The sequence below is a fragment of the Stenotrophomonas sp. 3(2025) genome (assembly GCF_052665395.1).
Genome location: NZ_JBQOIF010000017.1, coordinates 84,201 through 101,878, shown reverse-complemented (window position 1 = coordinate 101,878; position 17,678 = coordinate 84,201). Strand labels below are relative to the sequence as shown.

The following is a 17,678-nucleotide window of genomic DNA, read 5'->3' as shown; positions in this document are numbered from 1 at the left end:
CCGTTGGTCGGCACGCTTCACCGCTCTCGCCGGGCATGGCCCGGCGCTACCGCCCTGGCAGGTGCCAACCTTGAACCCGGTGGGTGCCGACCGTTGGTCGGCAGGCTTCACCGCTCTCGCCGGGCATGGCCCCGCGCTACCGCCCTGGCAGGTGCCACCTTGAACCTGGTGGGTGCCGACCGTTGGTCGGCACGCTTCACCGCTCTCGCCGGGCATGGCCCGGCGCTACCGCCCTGGCAGGTGCCAACCTTGAACCTGGTGGGTGCCGACCGTTGGTCGGCACGCTTCACCGCTCTCGCCGGGCATGGCCCGGCGCTACCGCTCTGGTGGGTGCCACCTTGAACCTGGTGGGTGCCGACCGTTGGTCGGCACGCTTCACCGCTTTCGCCGGGCATGGCCCGGCGCTACCGCCCTGGCAGGTGCCAACCTTGGTTGGCACGCTTTCAGATCACACCCTGCCGAATACCAGCGCCGCGTTGGTTCCACCGAAGCCGAAGCTGTTGGACATCACCGTGTCCAGCTTCTGCTCGCGGCTTTCGCGCAGGATCGGGAAGCCTTCCACCCTCGGGTCCAGCTCGCCGATGTTGGCCGAGCCGGCCACGAAGCCATCGCGCATCATCAGCAGGCAGTAGATCGCTTCATGCACGCTGGCGGCGCCCAGCGAATGGCCCGACAGCGCCTTGGTCGAGGACAGCGGCGGAATCGCATCGCCGAACACCTCGCGGATCGCACCCAGCTCGGTCACATCGCCCAGCGGGGTCGAGGTGCCGTGGGTGTTGAGGTAATCCAGCGGACGGTCCACGTTCTGCAGCGCCATCTTCATGCAGCGCACGGCGCCTTCGCCGGACGGCGCGACCATGTCGGCGCCATCGGAGGTCACGCCATAGCCGATCAGCTCGGCATGGATGTGCGCGCCACGTGCCACCGCGTGGTCGTAGTCCTCCAGCACCAGCATGCCGCCGCCACCGGCGATGACGAAGCCATCGCGGTCCTTGTCATACGGGCGCGAGGCGCTGGCGGGGGTGTCGTTGAAGCTGGTGGACAGTGCGCCCATCGCATCGAACATCACGCTCATCGACCAGTGCAGGTCTTCACCGCCGCCGGCGAACATGATGTCCTGCGCGCCGTGGCGGATGAGGTCGGCAGCCGCACCAATGCAGTGCGCCGAAGTCGCGCAGGCGGCCGACAGCGAGTAGCTCACGCCCTTGATCTGGAATGCGGTAGCCAGGCAGGCCGACACGGTCGAGCACATCGTGCGCGGCACCATGTACGGGCCCACCTTGCGCACGCCACGGTTGCGCAGCAGATCCACCGCACCGACCTGCCATTCGCTGGAGCCACCGCCGGAACCGGCGATCAGGCCGGTGCGCAGGCCACTGACCTGTTCCGGGGTCAGGCCCGCATCGGTGATGGCATCGGCCATCGCCAGGTAGGCGAAGGCCGCGGCATCGCTCATGAAGCGCTTCTGCTTGCGGTCGATCAGCGCATCCAGGTCGAGGTCGACGCGACCGCCGACCTGGCTGCGCAGGCCGGCTTCGGCGTGGTCGGCCAGCGCAGTGATGCCGGCGCGGCTTTCACGCAGGGCAGCCGAAACGGTATCCAGATCATTGCCGAGGCAGGACGTGATGCCCATGCCGGTGATGACGACGCGACGCATCAGAAGCTCCCGGTTTCGGTGAACAGGCCCACGCGCAGGTCGCGGGCGTTGTAGATCTCGCGGTCGTCCACGTACATGCGCGCGTCGGACTGGGCCATCACCAGCTTGCGGTTGATGACGCGGCTGATGTCGATCTCGTAGCGCACCAGTTTGGCGTCGGGCAGCACCTGGCCGGTGAACTTCACTTCGCCGCAGCCCAGGGCGCGGCCCTTGCCGGGGGCACCCAGCCAGGTCAGGAAGAAGCCGGTCAACTGCCACATGGCATCCAGGCCCAGGCAGCCGGGCATCACCGGGTCGCCGATGAAGTGGCAGCCGAAGAACCACAGGTCCGGGCGGATATCCAGTTCGGCGCGTACCATGCCCTTGCCATGCGGTCCGCCGTCCTCGCGGATTTCGGTGATGCGGTCGAACATCAGCATCGGGTCGTTGGGCAACCGGCCGGCGGCAGCGCCGAACAGTTCACCGCGTGCGCTGGCCAGCAGCTGGTCGCGGTTGAACGCGTGGAGACGAGTCATGGAAAGCGCAATCCTGGAAGCGAAAACAAGGCAACGAATTCCCGAGGATGCACGACGGATCAGGCGGATATCAAACCGCGTCTCCGTACGCGTGCGTAGTGTTTTCAGCTGAAACCACGCATCCCGTTGATGCACAACGACCATACTTCGGCGTCTGGACCGGTACGGTGCGGGTATCATGTGGGCCAACCATGAACGCACTGCGCAAGATCATCCACGTCGACATGGACGCCTTCTACGCGTCGGTGGAGCAGCGTGACGATCCGTCACTGCGCGGCAAGCCGGTGGTGGTGGCATGGCGCGGTGCGCGTTCAGTGGTGTGTGCCGCTTCGTACGAGGCGCGCGTGTTCGGCGTGCGTTCGGCGATGCCGGCACTGCGCGCCGAGCGCCTGTGCCCGGACGCGGTCTTCGTGCCGCCGGACTTCGCGCGTTACAAGGCGGTGTCGCGCCACGTGCGCGAGATCTTCCTGCGCCATACCGACCTGGTCGAGCCGTTGTCCCTGGACGAGGCCTACCTGGACGTGACCGAGCCGAAGAGTGGCATCGAACTGGCCACCGACATCGCCCGCACCATCCGCGCGCAGATCCGCGAGGAAACCAACCTGACCGCTTCAGCCGGGATCGCGCCGAACAAGTTCCTGGCCAAGATCGCCTCGGACTGGCGCAAGCCCGACGGCCAGTTCGTGATTCCGCCGCAGCGGGTGGACGCATTCCTGCTGCCGCTGCCGGTGAACCGCGTGCCTGGCGTGGGCAAGGTGATGGAAGGCAAGCTGGCGGCGCGCGGCATCGTCACCTGCGGCGACCTGCGGCAATGGACGCTGCCGGACCTGGAAGACGCCTTCGGCAGCTTCGGCCGCAGCCTGTACAACCGCGCGCGCGGTGTCGACGAGCGGCCGGTGGAACCGGACCAGCAGGTGCAGTCGATCTCTTCGGAGGACACCTTCGCCGAGGACCTGCTGCTGGAAGACCTGGGCGAAGCGATCGTGCAGCTGGCCGGGAAGACCTGGCAGGCCACGCGCAAGACCGAACGCATCGGCCACACCGTGGTGCTGAAACTGAAGACCGCGCAGTTCCGCATCCTAACCCGCAGCTTCACCCCCGAACGCCCGCCCGAGTCGATGGAAGAACTGCGCGACATCGCACTGGCCCTGCGCGCCCGCGTCGACCTGCCCGCCGACACCCGCTATCGCCTGGTCGGCGTCGGCCTTGGCGGTTTCCGCGAAAAGGAAGCCGTGGTGCAGGGCGAACTGTTCGAGCACGCAACGAACGATTCCCCACGGACCTGATACATGTGTCGACCAAGGTCGACACCTACCAACAGCCGCGTGCCGACCAACGGTCAGCACCCACCAACAGCAGCGGGAACCTGTCGAAGGCGGGGTGGGTCCGGTTGCGGGGGCGTGAGCGCCATGGATGGCGCGACCGAGCCTACATGGACGTATTCACGGCGTCCCCCGCAACCGGACCCACCCCGCTAACCCTCAGAAAACCAGCCTCTGCTGTTGCTTCTGCTGTTGCAGTTGCCTCTGCGGGTGAAGGGCGCAGCCCTGCAAAAGAACCCCCCTACCTTACGGCCACTGCATCTCGCCCTTGGCCACCTTCGCACTCAACTCCAGCGACGCCACACCCGCCAGCTGCGGATAGCGCGCCCGCATCGCCTTCACCAACGCAGCGCTGTCCTTGGCCTTGGCGGTTTCAACATCGAAGGCACGGATGTAATCCGCAGTGAAGCGCAATGCACTGGCATCCAGTGGCGCACCCTCCGCGTAATGACCGGGCACCACCACTTTCGGCTTCAGCGCTTGCAGCTGCTGCAGCGTGCGCAGCCAATCGGCATGCGACTGCGGCGTCTGCGTATCGGCCATCCACACGTGCTCGCCGGCCACCACCGGAATGCCACCGACGATCGCGCGCAGCGGCGGCACCCACAGCACGCTGCGGTCCGGCGTCGGGCCATCCAGGCCGATCAACGGCAGGCGCTGCCCTTCCAGCTGCAGTGCATCGCCTTCCAGCACCGAGGGCACCACGATGCGTGCGGGAGCGTCGGCGCCCATCTTCGGCCCCCAGTACGCCAGCTTGCCGGCCTGGGATTCACGGATGTGCGCCACCGTCTGCGCGGTGGCGACGATGCGCGCCTGCGGGAACGCATCCTGCATGGTGGCCAGCCCGAAGTAGTAGTCCGGATCGCCATGGCTGATGTAGATGGTGGTCAGCCGCTTGCCGCTGGCACGGATCTGCTCGACCAGCCGGCGTGCATCGCCGGCAGCAAACTGCGCGTTGACCAGGATCGCGTCGTTGCGCCCTTCGATCAGCACCGAGGACACCGGGAACATTGCCTGCGGTCCAGGATGGAAGGTGTGCAGGCGCAGCTGGGATGTGGCAGCGCTGGCGGGTGCAGGCGCGGCAGGTGCGGCCAGCAGCGGGGCGCTGCTGAAGCTGGCAGCCAGCGCGAGAGGAAGCAGCAGAGCAGCAGTACGCATGGGAGGTGTCCTTGGGGTGTCGAGCCGAGCGTGGGCTATGCCGGGCGTCCTTGCCCGGCCCCCTACGGGCCGTCGCTAGCGACGTTGGCAACGGCTCCTGCCGTTGCCTTCGGCTTTACAGGTGGGTAGCGCCGGGCCACGCCCGGCGGGCGGTCAGGCCGGCGAGTGCGCGATCAGTACGCCGCCGTGATGATCTGCCTGGGGTGCTTGTGCGCTTCCAGTTCGGCGACGAACGCGGCGCCGTAGTCGGCGTAGCTGATGCGGCTGTGGCCGCTGGCATCGGCGAGGAAGGCCTTGGGCTGCACGCGGTACTGCCCACGCTCTTCACCCGGGCCGATTTCGGCGGCCGGCGAGAAGAAGGTCCAGTCCAGGTCGTCCACCGCCTGCAGGCGGTTGAACGCTTCACGGTGGGCAAGCGCGTAGGGCTTGTAGGCCTCCGGGAAGGTGGGGGTGTCGACCAGCTGCACGCCGGGGGCGACTTCCAGGCTGCCGGCGCCGCCGACCACGACCAGGCGCGGCACGTTGGCCTTGCGGGCGGCGTTGGCCAGTTGTGCGGCAACCTCGCCGACGCGACCGATGTCGTCGCCCGGGCGCGGGCCGTAGGCGCTGGCCAGCACATCGTGGCCGGTGATGGCGGCGACCAGGGCGTCCTGGTCATCCAGCGAGGCGATGACCGGATGGGCGCCGGCCAGCTCGGCCGGCAGGTCCTGCGCGCTGCGCACGATGACGGTCAGTTGATGGCCGTTGGCCAGCGCGTGGCGGGCAATCTGGCGGCCGATGTTGCCGGTGGCACCGACGAGGGCGATCTTCATGGCAGGACTCCGTGGGGGTGGTGGCTGGGAATGGGGCCACTGTAGGCCGCTGCAGTCGCTCGAAAAACAGCGTATAACGCGCTTGTTTGTTGCATGGATAGAGCAGATGGACCGATTGACCGCCATGACCGTGTTCGTCGAAGTTGCCGAGCGCGGCAGCCTGACCGCCGCCGCCGAGGTGCTGGACATGTCGCGGGCCATGGTCAGCCGCTACCTGGCCGAGGTGGAGGGCTGGCTGGGCGCGCGGCTGCTGCACCGGACCACGCGGCGGGTCAGCCTGACCGGGGCCGGTGAAGCCGCGCTGGCGCGGTTCCGGCAGATGCTGGCGATCGGCGAGGAGCTGCAGGGAGAGCTGGCCAGCGACGATCCCGAGCCACACGGCACGCTGCGCATCACCGCCAGCGTGTCGTTCGGGCAGAGCCATCTGGCGCGTGCGGTGGCCGCCTTCGTGCAGCGCCATCCGGCCGCCCGCATCGAACTGCTGCTGGTCGACCGCATGGTCAACCTGGTGGAGGAGCGCGTCGACCTGGCTGTGCGCATCGCGCGGCAGATCGACCCCAGCCTGATCGCACGTCGTTTGGCGATCTGCCGTTCGGTGCTGTGCGCGACGCCGGCCTACCTGCAGGCGCGTGGCACGCCGACCGCGCCCGAACATCTCGCCGCGCACAACTGCCTGACCCATCACTACGTCGGCAGAAGCCTGTGGCAGCTGCATCGCGAAGGACGCTCGTTGTCGGTGGCGGTGGGCGGCAACATCAGTGCCAATGAAGCATCGCTGTTGCTGGAGGCGGTGCGCGCCAATGCCGGCATCGCCATGTTGCCGACCTACCAGGTCGCGCCGTTGCTGCGCAGTGGTGAGCTGATCGAACTGCTGCCCGAGTACAGCCTGGACGAGCTGGGCATTCATGCCGTGTACGCCTCGCGCCGGCAACAGCCCGTTATCATGCGGCGATTCCTGGATTTCCTCGCCGAGTGCTTCGCCAGCCCGGCCTTCCAGGATCTGGACTGGCGCCCTTCGCGCAAGGAGAACCCATGAACCATGGACAGGCGTTGATCGACCACAACCGTGCTGCCTGGGACCGCCAGGCCAGCGAGGTGCGCGAGTGGTCGCGACCGGTGGATGCCGGAACGATTGCCGCCGCACGCGAGGGACGCTGGCAGGTACACCTGACGCCGCGTGCGTTGCCGCTGGATTGGCTGGGCGATGTGCGTGGCAGGCGCATCCTGTGCCTGGCCTCGGCCGGTGGCCAACAGGCACCCGTGCTTGCCGCAGCAGGCGCTGAGGTGACCGTGTTCGACCTTTCCGACGGGCAGCTGGCGCAGGACCGCGCCGTCGCCGACCGCGATGGTCTGTCGCTGCGCACCGTGCAGGGTGACATGCGTGATCTGCAGGCCTTTGCCAACGACAGCTTCGATGTGGTGTTCCATCCCATCTCGAACCTGTACGTGCCCGACGTGCGTCCGGTGTGGGCCGAGTGCCGCCGGGTGCTGGCACGCGATGGCCTGCTGATGGCCAGCTTCTACAATCCGGTGGTGTTCGTTGCCGCGCGTGATGCACAGCTGAGCGAGCAGGGCCTGATCCGCCCGCAGTACGCGATTCCCTATTCCGACCTGGAAGACCTGGAGCCCGCCGCGCGCGAGGCCAAGCTGGCCCGTGGCGAAGCGCTGACATTCGGCCACAGCCTGGGGGATCTGATCGCCGGGCAGCTGGATGCCGGGTTCGTCATCGACCGCTTCATGGAAGACTGGCAGCCGCAGCCGCGCTTCCTGATCGACCGTTACCTGCCGACCTTCCTGGCCACCCGCGCACGCCGGATCGGCTGAAGACGCGGGCGTACAATGGACGGCCCCACGTTGCACGAGTGAGCCGTCCCTTGTCGTATCCCTATCCGCTGGTCGTGTTCGACCTCGATGGCACGCTGGTCGACAGCGCCGCCGATATCGCCGAAGCACTGAACCGCACGCTGGAAGACATCGGCCTGGCGCGCGTACCCGAAGCCACCGTGCTGGGCTGGATCGGCGACGGCGTGCGCCGGCTGGTCGAACAGGCCGTGCAGGCCGCCGGGCGTCAGATCGATCTGGCAGCGGTGATGCCGACCTTCATGGTCCATTACCGCCAATGCCTGCTGCGCAGCCCGCAGCTGTTCGCTGGCGTAGTGGACGCGCTGGCACAGTTGCGCGCGTTGAACGTGCCGCTGGCCATCTGCACCAACAAGCCGGCCGCGCTGGTGCCGCCGTTGCTGCAGCACCTGGGCATCGCCGATGCCTTTGCGCTGGTGCTGGGTGGTGATTCGCTGCCTCAGCGCAAGCCCAGTGGTGAGCCGTTGCGGCATATCGCCGCGCACTTCGAATTGCCCGTCGATGCGTGCCTGATGGTTGGCGATTCGCTCACCGACTATCGTGCTGCCGAGGACGCCGGCATGCCGATCGCGCTGGTGCGCTACGGCTATCCGCGAGGACTGGACCTGGACAACGCGCAGGCCGTCGCGGTAATCGACGACCTGCGTGAACTGCCGGGATTGGCTGCGGTATCGGCGATCTGACCTGCCGGTAGCGCCGGGCCATGCCCGGCGGCCCTTCGATCTGGCGCCCCGACGCCGGGCATGGCCCGGCGCTACCGCTTACCTGGGCTGGTAACGCACGCTCAGCTGATACTCGCGGCCTGGCTGGTTGAACCACGCCACGGTTTCGTACTCGCGGTCGAACACATTGGCCACCCGCGCCAGCACCGACCATGCCGGGGTCAGCGCGTATTCGGCGCGCAGGTCCAGCGTGCCGTAGCCGCCGACCTTCACCGCGTTGGCGGCATCGTCGTAGCGCTTGCCCGCGCCCTGTACGGTCAGGCCGGTGCGGAAGTCGCCGAAGCGGCGATCGATGTCCAGGCGCGCGGTCTGCTGCGCACGGCGTGCCAGCCAGTTGTCGAACTGCGCGCTGCCGTTGGTGCGGTTGCGCGGGTCGGTGAAACTCAGCTGCGCGTTGATGTCGAAGCCGGCCACGGTGGCGCCGCCGGTCAGTTCCGCACCGCGGATGCGTGCCTTTTCGACCTGCTGCATGCGGAAGGTGGCCGCGTCGTAGGTGATCAGGTCATCGATGCGGGTTTCGTACACGTCCAGGCCCCAGCGCCAGCCCTGGCCCTGCTGCGAGATGCCGAGGTTGGCACTCTTGGACTTCTCCGGGTCCAGCGTCGGCACGCCGCTCCACGGGTCGTACAGGTCGCTGAAGGTCGGTGCCTTGAACGCGGTGCCGTAGCTGGCGTTGACGCGCAGGCCGTGGCCCAGCTCCATCGCCCAGCCGAGGCTGCCGGTGGCATGGTTGCCGAACTGCTGGTTGTCATCATTGCGCGCGCTGGCCTGCAGCTGGTGACGGCCGAAGCGCGCCTGGTACTGCAGGAATACGCCGGTGTTGCGACGGCTGTCGACCAGGTAACCGGCGCTGCTGCCATCCAGGTTGTCCTCGCTCCAGTCCACGCCGGTGCTGAGCAGCTGGCCTTCGGCAACACCGATGTCGGCCTGCAGCGAAGCGCTGTCGCGGTGCGTCTGTGCGCTGCCGCGTGCACCGAAATCACCGAAGTTGTCGGACTCGTTGTCGCTGCGGCCGACGTTGGCGGTCAGCGTCAACTGTTCGGACGGGGTGTAGCGCACCTTGCCGGCCAGCACCTGCTGGCGGGTCTCGGAGTAGTTGTAGTAGCCGTCGTAGTGGTTCTTGCCGTCGGCACGCAGGGCGCTGCCTTCCACGGTCCACTGGTCGCTCAGGTTGTAACCACCGCGCAGGCTCTTGGACAGGTTGCGGTAGCCATCGCGGTCGGGTTCATCGGCGAAGCAGCCGGTAAACAGCGTGGCCGAACCGCGGCAGGCATCGATGCCATCCGAATGCTGGTAGGCGATGTCGGCACCGAACCAGCCGCGTTCGGTGCCGCCACCGATGCCACCGCTGGCTTCACGCAGGCCATTGCTGCCGCCGCCCAGCTGGAAGTGCGGAGCGAAATCACCCTGGTTGCGGCGGGTGAAGATCTGGATCACGCCGCCGATGGCGTCGGCACCGTACAGGCTGGACTGCGGGCCGCGCACGATTTCCACGCGCTCGATCTGTGCCAGCGGCAGATCCTGGTACATCGCCAGGCCGAGGTCGGCGCTGTTGATGCGCACGCCATCGACCAGCACCACGGTGTGCGAGGAATTGGTGCCACGCAGGAACAGCGAGCTCTGCTTGCCCAGGCCACCGGCGTTGGTCAGGTTGATGCCGGCGCGGCCCCGCAGCAGTTCCTGCAGGGAGGTGGCCTGGCTGGATTCGATCTGCGCGCGGTCGATCACCTGCGCAGGCGCAATGCTGTCCTGCAGGGCGATCGGCGTGCGGGTGGCGGTGACCAGCACCTGGTCGAGGTCGGCGGCACCATCATCGGCCAGGGCCAAGGCAGGAAGCGCGGCCAGCACGGCCAGGGACAGCATTCGGGACTGCAGTTTCATCGGGGGACTCCAGGTGCCGCGCACGCCCGCGCAGCGAAGGGGAGGAGTCACAACAGGCAGGCACGCGCCGATGCCGCAGCCATCGCCGCAGACAACCAGCGCCATGCCCACCGCATCGCGACCTGAGGCTTCCGGGCCGGTCTCCGGGCTCGCCGCCGGGTGGCCCGAGGCCACCGTCCAGGCGCCTTCCCATGCCTGCGGCACAGTGGCGGGTTGCCTGGAACTGACGTGCTTACCGTTGCGGGGGCAGCGCCGGCATGGCGTGTTGTCACGCGTCACCGGCTTCCCGTTTCAACCTGCCGGCAGGGCCGCAGGTCACCTGGAAGTGCGCGCAGTCTACGGCATCGCGGCCGGCCCGTAGCAGTGAACCTGCGCTACTGGCGAGGCGCGGATGCACCTGCACGGTGCAGCAGACCTGCGCCAGCGCCTAGAATGCAGCTCGAATTATCGTGGTGCCGTTGCCGATGTCCGTCTGTTTTCCGCTGTTCCCGCGCCGCCCTGACTGGGCACGCGCATGATCCTCGACCTGGTCCGCCATGCCGGCAACGGTCGTGATGAGTTCCTCGATGGCCGCAGCGATCCGCCGCAGCTGGCCCGCCTGCCGCAGGAGCTGGTCGATGCCTATGCCGGGCAGTCGTGGGAACGGGTGATCAGTTCGCCGCGCCTGCGCTCGCTGCATACGGCGATGGCACTGGCCACACCGCGCGCGCTGGATGTTGAGGCCGACGAGGAGTGGGAAGAGCTGGATTTCGGTGACTGGGATGGCCAGTCATTGTTCGATCTGCCGGAAAAGGCGTTGGCCGCGTTCCACGCCGATCCGCACGCGTTTCCGCCGCCGCATGGCGAAAGCTGGGGCCACTTCGAACGGCGCATCGCACGCGCGCTGGATCGCCTGCTGGATGACGACGACCCGCCACCGACGGTCGTGGTCAGCCACGGCGGCCCGCTGCGCATGGTGCTGTCGCTGGTGTGCGGCCTGCCGATGTCGCTGTGCTGGGCGCTGCGCATCGACCACGGCACGCGCCTGCGCGTGTGGGTCGAGCGCGGTGAAGCGGGGCTGGTGGGCGAGCTGCTGGAGCTGCAGCAACCCTGACGAATCCGGTAGCGCCGGGCCATGCCCGGGGGATTCCACATCACCCGCGCTACGCGCTCGCCGGGCATGGCCCGGCGCTACCGATCGCGCATCACGGTGGTGGTGCCGGCCGCTGGCCGGCATTCCCAGCAACGCGGAGGCCTCAATCCTCGTCGGCGCTTTCGGCCGCGCTTTCTTCGCCATCATCCTCGGCGTCGAAGCGCTGCTCATGCACCGGGCCCGAGGCCGGACCTGCCGCCTTCAGCGGATGCACGGCGATTCGTGCTTCGTAGTCCTGCACCAGCGCCGTACGCTGCGGTTCGCTCAATTCCTGCCAGTGGCAGTCCAGCAGCGCACCTTCCAGCGAATACAGCAGGTTGAGGCTGGGCTTGAAGCCGGCACGCTTGACCTTGACGAAGGCACCGACGGCACCGGTGGCAACCAGGTCCTCACGGCTGCGCAGGCCCACCTGCCGCAGCCATGCCGCACTCTTCGGGCCGATGTTGCGCAGCTTGACCGCGCTCACGCCAACGCCCCGACGAACACCTCGGCGATGGCTTCCAGGCCGGCCTGGTCCTCGGCATCGAAGCGGCCGACGACCGGGCTGTCGATATCGAACACACCGATCAGCTCCCCACCGCGGAGCAACGGCACCACCAGTTCCGAGCGCGATGCGGCGTCGCAGGCGATATGGCCGGGGAAGGCGTCCACATCTTCGATCCGCTGGGTGACGCGCTGGCTGGCGGCCGCACCGCACACGCCCTTGTCCAGCGGAATGCGTACGCAGGCCGGCAGGCCCTGGAACGGACCGACCACCAGTTCCTTGCCGTCATACAGGTAGAAGCCCACCCAGTTCAGGTCGGGCAGGGCGTGGTAGACCAGTGCAGCGAGGTTGGCCGCATTGGCGATGCGGTCGGACTCGCCGTAGACCAGGCCACGGGCCTGTTCCAGCAGCTGGGCGTATTGTTCCGGCTTGCTGCCGGTGAGCGAGGCGTTGGCGAACATGGCCGCAGTCTAGCAAGCGTGCCGGGCCAGCGATAATGGGGGCTCTGCTGCCCTGCTGGAGCCTGTGATGTCCCTGCCTGCCACGTTGCCGACGGCCCTGTTCGTCACCGGTACCGATACCGAGATCGGCAAGACCGCCGCCAGTACCGCGCTGCTGCACGCGCTGCGCCGGCGCGGCCTGCGCGCGGTGGGCATGAAGCCGGTGGCCAGCGGCAGCCATGACGCGGGGCAGGGGCTGCGCAACGACGACGCGCTGGCATTGCAGGCCGCCAGCCTGCCGGTGCCTGACTACGCCGATCTGAACCCCTACGCATTGCGCCAGCCGTTGGCGCCCGAACTGGCGGCCGCAGAAGATGGCGTGCGCATCGAACTGGCCCCGATCGTGGCGGCCTTCGAACGCCTGCGCGCACAGGCCGACGTGGTGGTGGTCGAAGGCGTGGGCGGCTGGCTGGCGCCGTTGTCGGCGCAGCTGGACCAGCTTGACCTGGTACGTGCGCTGCGGCTGCCGGTGGTGCTGGTGGTCGGCATGCGCCTGGGCTGCGTCAACCATGCGCGGTTGACCGCACACGCGCTGCAGGCCAGTGGCGTGGAGTGCCTGGGCTGGATCGGCAACCACATCGATCCGTCGATGCAGCGCCAGGATGAGAATTTCGCGACCTTGCAGCAGCGTCTGCCGATGCCCTGCTGGGGCCGGCTGCCGCATCTGCCGGGCGCCGATGGAGAAGCGTTGAGCGCGTATCTGCACAGCGCGTGATGGTAGCGCCGGGCCATGCCCGGCGGATTTTCTGGCCGCCACGCGGTGCGCTCGCCGGGCATGGCCCGGCGCTACCGATCAATCAGCGCGCCACCAGCTCCCGTGCGATCGCACCCAACCGTTCCACCGCAGCGATGAAGCGCGCGTCCAGGGTCTGGCAGCACGACAACCGCAGGCAATGCCGGTAGCGCGCGCCACGCGAATACACCTGGCCCGGCATGAACACGATGTCCTCTGCCAATGCGCGCTCGAACAGCTCCCGGGTGTCTACGCCAGGCAGCTCCAGCCACAGCAGGAATCCTCCCTGCGGCTCGGTGGCGCAGGTGCCGGCCGGGAAATGTTCGGCCACCAGCTGCCGCAGGCGACCGACCTGTTCGCGGTACAACCGGCGCATGCGATGCAGGTGGTGCTCGTAGCTGCCGGCTTCCAGGTAGGCCGCCACCGCATCACCGAGCAGCTGCGGTTCGCCGCCGGTGGACTGGAATTTGAGCAGCGCGATGCGTTCGGCGAAGCGGCCGCCATCGAGCCAGCCGATGCGGTAGTCCGGTGCCAGCGTCTTCGAGAATCCACCGACCACCATCACCCAACCGTCGCGGTCGAACGCCTTCAGCAACGGCGCCGGCGGCTCGCTGAACTGCAGTTCGGCATACACCGCGTCTTCGATCAGCGGCAGCTGGCGTGCGTTGACCAGTTCGGCCAGGCGCTGCTTGTCGGCGATCGGCATCGTGCAGCCCAGCGGGTTGTGCACGGTCGGCATCACCACCAGCGCCGCAAGAGGGGTGTGCTGCAGCAGTGCTTCCAGCGCATCCACGTCCAGGCCGCGCTGCGGATGGGTGGGCAGTTCGATCGGCTGCAGGCCCAGCGTGGTCAGCAGCGGATACAGGTTGAAGTACGAGGGCGCTTCGATTCCCACCGCATCGCCGGGCCGGGTGACCGCGCGCAGTGCCAGTTGCAGTGCTTCCATCGCACCATGGGTCAGCAGCAGGCGTTCGGGGTGGGTATGCAGGCCCATCCGCGGGCCACGCCGCACGATCTGCGCCAGCAGGCGTGGCGAACCATTGGGACGGGCGTAGGTCTCCACGGTCTGCTGGCCATGGCGAAGTACCTGCGCGGTGTGCCGGGCCAGCTGCGCACCCGGGTAGAACTGGCGCCCGCGCGGGCCGGCAAAGGCGAGGTCGATCACGCCGGGGCGCCGCTGCGCTTCCAGCACCCGCGCCATCAGCACCTGCTGCAGCGGGGCGGTGGGCGCGGACGGCGCATCGCGCAGCGAGCGCTGCGGAACCGACAGTCGCGGCGCGACTTCGAAGCCGGCCTTGGGCCGCGGAATGACCAGACCGGCGTCTTCCAGCTGACGGTAGGCCGCGATCACGGTGTTCAGGCTGAGCTGGCGCTGTGATGCCATCTGCCGCAGCGACGGCAGCCGGCTGCCGACCGGCAGGCGCCCGCCGTGGATGGCTTCAGCCAGCTCGTCCGACAGCCGCTGGTAGCGGGGAGGAATCATCGTGGTGGTGTCTTCTGTATCCATCGACCCGGCCCGCATCTGGTTCTGTACCCATGATGCTGACGAGCCTAGCATGTCGTTGTCGGCCGGGCCTGATCGGAGCCGGGCCGATACTTCCCAAGCGCACGGCCCTGTGGCCGTGCGTCTTTTTCATGCCGTGGTGGCGGCCAGCGGCCGGCACCACCATGGGGTGTCAGCGCATCGGCACCAACGCGGGATCGCGGCGGTACAACGCCGGGAACTGCTTGCCCAGCGCGGTCAGCTTGGGCGCGTCGTAGTAGCGGATGTACGCGGCCTGCGGGTAGTTGCTCATGTAGTTCTGGTGGTAACTCTCGGCCGGGTAGAAGCGCTGGCCGCTGCTCACCTGGGTCACGATCGGCGCGCGGTAGCTGCCCGCCTGGCCGAGCTGGCCGATGTACGCACGGCTTGCCGCCTGCTGGCGCGCGTCTTCGACGTAGATAGCCGAGCGGTACTGGCTGCCATGATCGGGCCCCTGGCGGTTGAGCTGGGTCGGGTCGTGCACCACCGAGAAGAACACCTGCATCAACTGCCCATAGCTGACCTGGCGCGGGTCGTAGTCCACCTTCACCGCTTCGGCGTGGCCGGTGCGGCCACTGCTGACGCGTTCATAGCGGGCGTCGGCGGCACTGCCTCCGATGTAACCGGACACCGCGTTGCTCACCCCTTTTACGTGCTGGAACACGCCCTGCACGCCCCAGAAACAACCGCCGGCGAAGACCACGCTGGCGTGGCTGGCGTCATCGCGGAAGGCCGCATCGCCGCTGGGCGCAGGCAGTGCCTGCCGCTGCGCGGTGGGCTCGGCCGGGGCGGCGATCGCGCTGTGGTCCACCAGCAGCACACCCGCGACCAGCGCGGTGGCGACCAGGCCGGCGACGCCGGCGGCAATGCCCTGTTCAAAGGAGAGTTTCATCGTGTGCTCCCGGTTCAACCGAAGGTGAAGGCGTAGGCCTGCACGCCTGCGTCGAGGAATTCGATCTCGAAACGATGCGGACCGATCGTGCCGCGCTGGCGGATCAGCTGGTACAGGCGGTGCTCGTCGACGGTGCCGGTGCCATCGGCGGCCACGTCGGCGCCGGCATCGGCCGCAGGCAGTGGCTTGCCATCGAGCAGCACGCGGAAGCGCACCGGCTTGCCGTCCTCGCCCGGTGCCAGCACCAGATGCAGGTCGCGGGCGTGGAACTGGAACGCAATGCGGCCGCCGGCCTGCTGCAGTTGTGCAGCCTCATCGTTGACCCGCCACTGTCCGGACAGGCCCCACTGGTTCAGCGCCAGGGTAGACGGCAGCGTGTAGCCGAATGCTGCGTCGGCGCGCTGCCCGCCCGGCGAGGCGAACTGCTCGGCACGTGCGTGGCCCAGGTAGGTTTCCGGCGAGCGCAGGTTGCCCATGTCGGCCTGCGTGGCCACGCCCTGCAGGTCAGCCGCGGCCGGATCAGCAGGTGGTGGCAGGTCGGTCTGCCCGGCTTCCACCAGCAGGCGGCGGATCACCTGTTCGGAGTGCGCGTAGTTGCCCTCGCCGAACTGGTGGCCACGGATGTTGCCCTGCGCATCGACGAAGTAGTGCGCCGGCCAGTAGCGGTTGTTGAACGCGCGCCAGATCGCATACTGGTTGTCGAGCGCGACCGGGTACTGGACCTTCAGCTGCTGCACGGCCTTCATCACGTTGCGCGGGTCGCGCTCGAACGCGAATTCCGGGGTGTGCACGCCGATCACCACCAGGCCATGGTCGCGGTAGCGCTGTGCCCACTCGTGCACGAACGGCATCGCACGCAGGCAGTTGATGCAGGAATAGGTCCAGAAGTCGATCAGCACGACCTTGCCATGCAGCTGCTCGCGGCTCAGCGGCGGGCTGTTGAGCCACCCGGTGGCGCCGTCCAGCGTGGGCAGCGTTCCTTCCACCGGCAGCGGCGCGCCTGCCTGGCCGGCTGCCATCATCATCATCGGCGGTGCTGCCGGCTGCGCATCGGGCACGGCATCGAGCAGGCCCTGTTCGATGCGTGCGGTACTGACCGCGGACAGGCGGGTCAGCAGGCCGGTGTCCCAGCCCAGGCCGATCGCCACCACTGCCAGCAGCGCGGCCACGCCGAGCACCCGGCGCACCACATTGCCCAGGCCGAGCCGGGCCTGCAGTGCGCGGAACACACGGCCGCCCACCCACACCGCCAGTGCCAGTGCGGTCACGGCGCCCAGCGCGTAGGCCAGCAACAGCGAACTGGTGCCGGCACTGGCGCCGTTCAGGGCCGCACCGGTCAGCACCAGGCCGAGGATCGGACCGGCACAGGGGGCCCACAGCAGGCCAGTGGCGATGCCGATCAGCAGTGAGGTCCCGGCGCCGCCACGGCCGGCCGCATCCGCGGCGTCGGCACGTGCGCTCAGGCGCGCGCCGATGCGCTGGAACGGCGCCAGCAGGTGGTCGGCCAGGGTCGGCCACAGCAGCGCGATGGCGAACACCGCCATCAGTACCAACGCCACCCAGCGGCCGACCTGGTTGGCCTGCGCCACCCACTGGCTGCCGACCGCCGCCAGGCTGGCGACCACGGTGAAGGTCAGTGCCATGCCCAGCAGCAGCGGCAGGGTGCTGCGCAGGAAAGGACGATCAGCGCGTGCGAACACGAACGGCAGCACCGGCAGGATGCACGGGCTGAGCAGGGTCAGCACGCCGCCGAGATAGGCAAGCAGCAACAGCAGCATCATCAGGCTCCAGAAGCAGGGGAAGAACCGACCGGCACGCGCCAGCCGCCAGCGGCGTCCTGTTGCGCAGTCCCGGGCATGAACGCCATCGCGGCGCCGTTCATGCAGTAGCGCAGCCCGGTCGGCCGCGGGCCGTCGTTGAACACGTGGCCGAGGTGGCCGCCACAGCGGCGGCAATGTGCTTCCACCCGCACCATGCCGAAGGTGGTGTCACGGTCCTCGCCGATGGCGTTGTGCAGCGGCGCCCAGAAGCTGGGCCAGCCGGTGTGGCTTTCGAACTTGGTGGACGAAGAGAACAGCGGCAACGCACAGCCGGCACAGGCGAACGTGCCCTGCCGATGTTCCTTGTTCAGCGGACTGCTCCAGGGGCGCTCGGTGGCCTGCTGGCGCAGCACGGCGTACTGCGCCGGGCTCAGCAGCCGGCGCCACTCGGCATCGCTGCGGACCACCTCGAACTGTCGCGCAGGCCGTGCCTCGGCAGCGGCCGGGGCCGCGCGGCTGCACGCGCCCAGGCCCAGCAGGCCGGCGGCGGTGACAGCACCGCCCAGGCCCAGCAGATGGCGGCGGGTGAGGGACATGGTGGACTCCGGGAAGGGGCGACGGGGCCATGCTGCGCCCCCGCCGGTCAACGAATCCTCACGCAGGATTCAATTTTTCGTGAGGTATCCACGCCGCTCCCGCGCCACAATGCGGGCAGCCTCCCCACTGGC

Annotated in this window: 17 protein-coding genes and 1 riboswitch; of the genes, 6 read left to right on the top strand and 11 right to left on the bottom strand. The window is 68.4% G+C overall.

The window, feature by feature from the left end; genetic code table 11:
- Positions 1-448: 448 nt before the first annotated feature.
- Both fabB and fabA read right to left on the bottom strand, forming a co-directional pair.
- Positions 449-1,657: a beta-ketoacyl-ACP synthase I gene (gene fabB, locus ACUXVE_RS13955; RefSeq protein ID WP_093821384.1), complete on the bottom strand. Its 1,209-nt coding sequence runs from the start codon at positions 1,655-1,657 to the stop codon at positions 449-451.
- Positions 1,657-2,172 (bottom strand): 3-hydroxyacyl-[acyl-carrier-protein] dehydratase FabA, encoded by a 516-nt coding sequence (fabA, locus tag ACUXVE_RS13950; protein ID WP_025878420.1) that lies wholly within the window; start codon positions 2,170-2,172, stop codon positions 1,657-1,659. Before fabA ends, fabB begins: the two co-directional genes overlap by 1 nt.
- A 191-nt stretch (positions 2,173-2,363) precedes the next feature.
- On the opposite strand from fabA, the gene dinB reads away from it, so the two are divergent.
- On the top strand, positions 2,364-3,458 hold the full coding sequence (gene dinB, locus ACUXVE_RS13945) for a DNA polymerase IV (RefSeq protein ID WP_117309435.1): 1,095 nt from the start codon (positions 2,364-2,366) through the stop codon (positions 3,456-3,458).
- 282 nt (positions 3,459-3,740) lie between these two features.
- Here the strand turns inward: dinB and ACUXVE_RS13940 are convergent, their stop codons facing one another.
- Together ACUXVE_RS13940 and ACUXVE_RS13935 are read right to left on the bottom strand one after the other, a co-directional pair.
- Positions 3,741-4,652, bottom strand: a complete 912-nt coding sequence (locus ACUXVE_RS13940; RefSeq protein WP_445514614.1) for an MBL fold metallo-hydrolase — start codon at positions 4,650-4,652, stop codon at positions 3,741-3,743.
- A gap of 173 nt (positions 4,653-4,825) precedes the next feature.
- Positions 4,826-5,464, bottom strand: coding sequence for an NAD(P)-dependent oxidoreductase (locus ACUXVE_RS13935; protein ID WP_033830261.1), 639 nt, complete (start codon positions 5,462-5,464; stop codon positions 4,826-4,828).
- A gap of 106 nt (positions 5,465-5,570) precedes the next feature.
- Here ACUXVE_RS13935 and ACUXVE_RS13930 point away from each other — a divergent pair, with 106 nt between their 5' ends.
- From ACUXVE_RS13930 to gph, 3 genes are read left to right on the top strand one after another with little or no spacing between them, the layout of a single operon-like run.
- On the top strand, positions 5,571-6,500 hold the full coding sequence (locus ACUXVE_RS13930) for a LysR family transcriptional regulator (protein ID WP_093821390.1): 930 nt from the start codon (positions 5,571-5,573) through the stop codon (positions 6,498-6,500).
- Positions 6,497-7,288, top strand: a complete 792-nt coding sequence (locus ACUXVE_RS13925; RefSeq protein WP_445514613.1) for a class I SAM-dependent methyltransferase — start codon at positions 6,497-6,499, stop codon at positions 7,286-7,288. The genes ACUXVE_RS13930 and ACUXVE_RS13925 overlap by 4 nt, the downstream gene beginning before the upstream one ends.
- Positions 7,289-7,338: 50 nt before the next feature.
- The gene (gene gph, locus ACUXVE_RS13920) at positions 7,339-8,007 is read left to right on the top strand and encodes a phosphoglycolate phosphatase (RefSeq protein ID WP_093821394.1); all 669 of its coding nucleotides are present in this window, start codon (positions 7,339-7,341) and stop codon (positions 8,005-8,007) included.
- A gap of 78 nt (positions 8,008-8,085) precedes the next feature.
- Here the strand turns inward: gph and btuB are convergent, their stop codons facing one another.
- On the bottom strand, positions 8,086-9,927 hold the full coding sequence (gene btuB / locus ACUXVE_RS13915; RefSeq protein WP_445514612.1) for a TonB-dependent vitamin B12 receptor: 1,842 nt from the start codon (positions 9,925-9,927) through the stop codon (positions 8,086-8,088).
- 117 nt (positions 9,928-10,044) lie between these two features.
- Positions 10,045-10,265, bottom strand: a riboswitch (cobalamin riboswitch).
- A 176-nt stretch (positions 10,266-10,441) separates the two neighbouring features.
- Here btuB and ACUXVE_RS13910 point away from each other — a divergent pair.
- Complete coding sequence (locus ACUXVE_RS13910) at positions 10,442-11,020, top strand: histidine phosphatase family protein (protein ID WP_445514611.1); 579 nt, start codon at positions 10,442-10,444, stop codon at positions 11,018-11,020.
- Between the two features lie 142 nt (positions 11,021-11,162).
- Here the strand turns inward: ACUXVE_RS13910 and ACUXVE_RS13905 are convergent, their stop codons facing one another.
- Positions 11,163-11,525: a TfoX/Sxy family protein gene (locus ACUXVE_RS13905; RefSeq protein ID WP_222390874.1), complete on the bottom strand. Its 363-nt coding sequence runs from the start codon at positions 11,523-11,525 to the stop codon at positions 11,163-11,165.
- A complete protein-coding gene (locus ACUXVE_RS13900; protein WP_025878430.1) occupies positions 11,522-12,004 on the bottom strand; it encodes a GAF domain-containing protein in 483 nt (160 codons plus the stop codon). Before ACUXVE_RS13900 ends, ACUXVE_RS13905 begins: the two co-directional genes overlap by 4 nt.
- A 67-nt stretch (positions 12,005-12,071) precedes the next feature.
- Between ACUXVE_RS13900 and bioD the strand changes: the two genes are divergently transcribed.
- Positions 12,072-12,758 carry a dethiobiotin synthase gene (gene bioD / locus ACUXVE_RS13895; protein WP_222390872.1) on the top strand — a complete coding sequence of 229 codons (687 nt, stop codon included), beginning with the start codon at positions 12,072-12,074 and terminating at the stop codon, positions 12,756-12,758.
- Positions 12,759-12,840: 82 nt separating this feature from the next.
- Here bioD and ACUXVE_RS13890 read toward each other — a convergent pair whose 3' ends face one another.
- The 4 genes from ACUXVE_RS13890 to msrB all read right to left on the bottom strand — a co-directional run bounded on the left by ACUXVE_RS13890 (position 12,841) and on the right by msrB (position 17,546).
- A complete protein-coding gene (locus tag ACUXVE_RS13890) occupies positions 12,841-14,283 on the bottom strand; it encodes an aminotransferase-like domain-containing protein (protein ID WP_445514610.1) in 1,443 nt (480 codons plus the stop codon).
- A 169-nt stretch (positions 14,284-14,452) separates the two neighbouring features.
- Positions 14,453-15,190 carry a peptide-methionine (S)-S-oxide reductase MsrA gene (gene msrA, locus ACUXVE_RS13885; RefSeq protein ID WP_093821404.1) on the bottom strand — a complete coding sequence of 246 codons (738 nt, stop codon included), beginning with the start codon at positions 15,188-15,190 and terminating at the stop codon, positions 14,453-14,455.
- 14 nt (positions 15,191-15,204) lie between these two features.
- Complete coding sequence (locus ACUXVE_RS13880) at positions 15,205-16,968, bottom strand: cytochrome c biogenesis protein DipZ (protein ID WP_445514609.1); 1,764 nt, start codon at positions 16,966-16,968, stop codon at positions 15,205-15,207.
- Positions 16,969-16,970: 2 nt separating this feature from the next.
- On the bottom strand, positions 16,971-17,546 hold the full coding sequence (msrB, locus tag ACUXVE_RS13875) for a peptide-methionine (R)-S-oxide reductase MsrB (protein ID WP_093821408.1): 576 nt from the start codon (positions 17,544-17,546) through the stop codon (positions 16,971-16,973).
- Between the last annotated feature and the right edge of the window lie 132 nt (positions 17,547-17,678).

Excerpts from the sequence above, each read along its gene's own strand:
- fabB (WP_093821384.1), bottom strand. The coding sequence starts at position 1,657 with ATGCGTCGCGTCGTCATCACCGGCATGGGCATCACGTCCTGCCTCGGC.
- fabA (WP_025878420.1), bottom strand. The coding sequence starts at position 2,172 with ATGACTCGTCTCCACGCGTTCAACCGCGACCAGCTGCTGGCCAGCGCA.
- dinB (WP_117309435.1), top strand. The coding sequence starts at position 2,364 with ATGAACGCACTGCGCAAGATCATCCACGTCGACATGGACGCCTTCTAC.
- ACUXVE_RS13940 (WP_445514614.1), bottom strand. The coding sequence starts at position 4,652 with ATGCGTACTGCTGCTCTGCTGCTTCCTCTCGCGCTGGCTGCCAGCTTC.
- ACUXVE_RS13935 (WP_033830261.1), bottom strand. The coding sequence starts at position 5,464 with ATGAAGATCGCCCTCGTCGGTGCCACCGGCAACATCGGCCGCCAGATT.
- ACUXVE_RS13930 (WP_093821390.1), top strand. The coding sequence starts at position 5,571 with ATGGACCGATTGACCGCCATGACCGTGTTCGTCGAAGTTGCCGAGCGC.
- ACUXVE_RS13925 (WP_445514613.1), top strand. The coding sequence starts at position 6,497 with ATGAACCATGGACAGGCGTTGATCGACCACAACCGTGCTGCCTGGGAC.
- btuB (WP_445514612.1), bottom strand. The coding sequence starts at position 9,927 with ATGAAACTGCAGTCCCGAATGCTGTCCCTGGCCGTGCTGGCCGCGCTT.
- ACUXVE_RS13910 (WP_445514611.1), top strand. The coding sequence starts at position 10,442 with ATGATCCTCGACCTGGTCCGCCATGCCGGCAACGGTCGTGATGAGTTC.
- ACUXVE_RS13900 (WP_025878430.1), bottom strand. The coding sequence starts at position 12,004 with ATGTTCGCCAACGCCTCGCTCACCGGCAGCAAGCCGGAACAATACGCC.
- bioD (WP_222390872.1), top strand. The coding sequence starts at position 12,072 with ATGTCCCTGCCTGCCACGTTGCCGACGGCCCTGTTCGTCACCGGTACC.
- ACUXVE_RS13890 (WP_445514610.1), bottom strand. The coding sequence starts at position 14,283 with ATGGATACAGAAGACACCACCACGATGATTCCTCCCCGCTACCAGCGG.
- msrA (WP_093821404.1), bottom strand. The coding sequence starts at position 15,190 with ATGAAACTCTCCTTTGAACAGGGCATTGCCGCCGGCGTCGCCGGCCTG.
- ACUXVE_RS13880 (WP_445514609.1), bottom strand. The coding sequence starts at position 16,968 with ATGCTGCTGTTGCTGCTTGCCTATCTCGGCGGCGTGCTGACCCTGCTC.
- msrB (WP_093821408.1), bottom strand. The coding sequence starts at position 17,546 with ATGTCCCTCACCCGCCGCCATCTGCTGGGCCTGGGCGGTGCTGTCACC.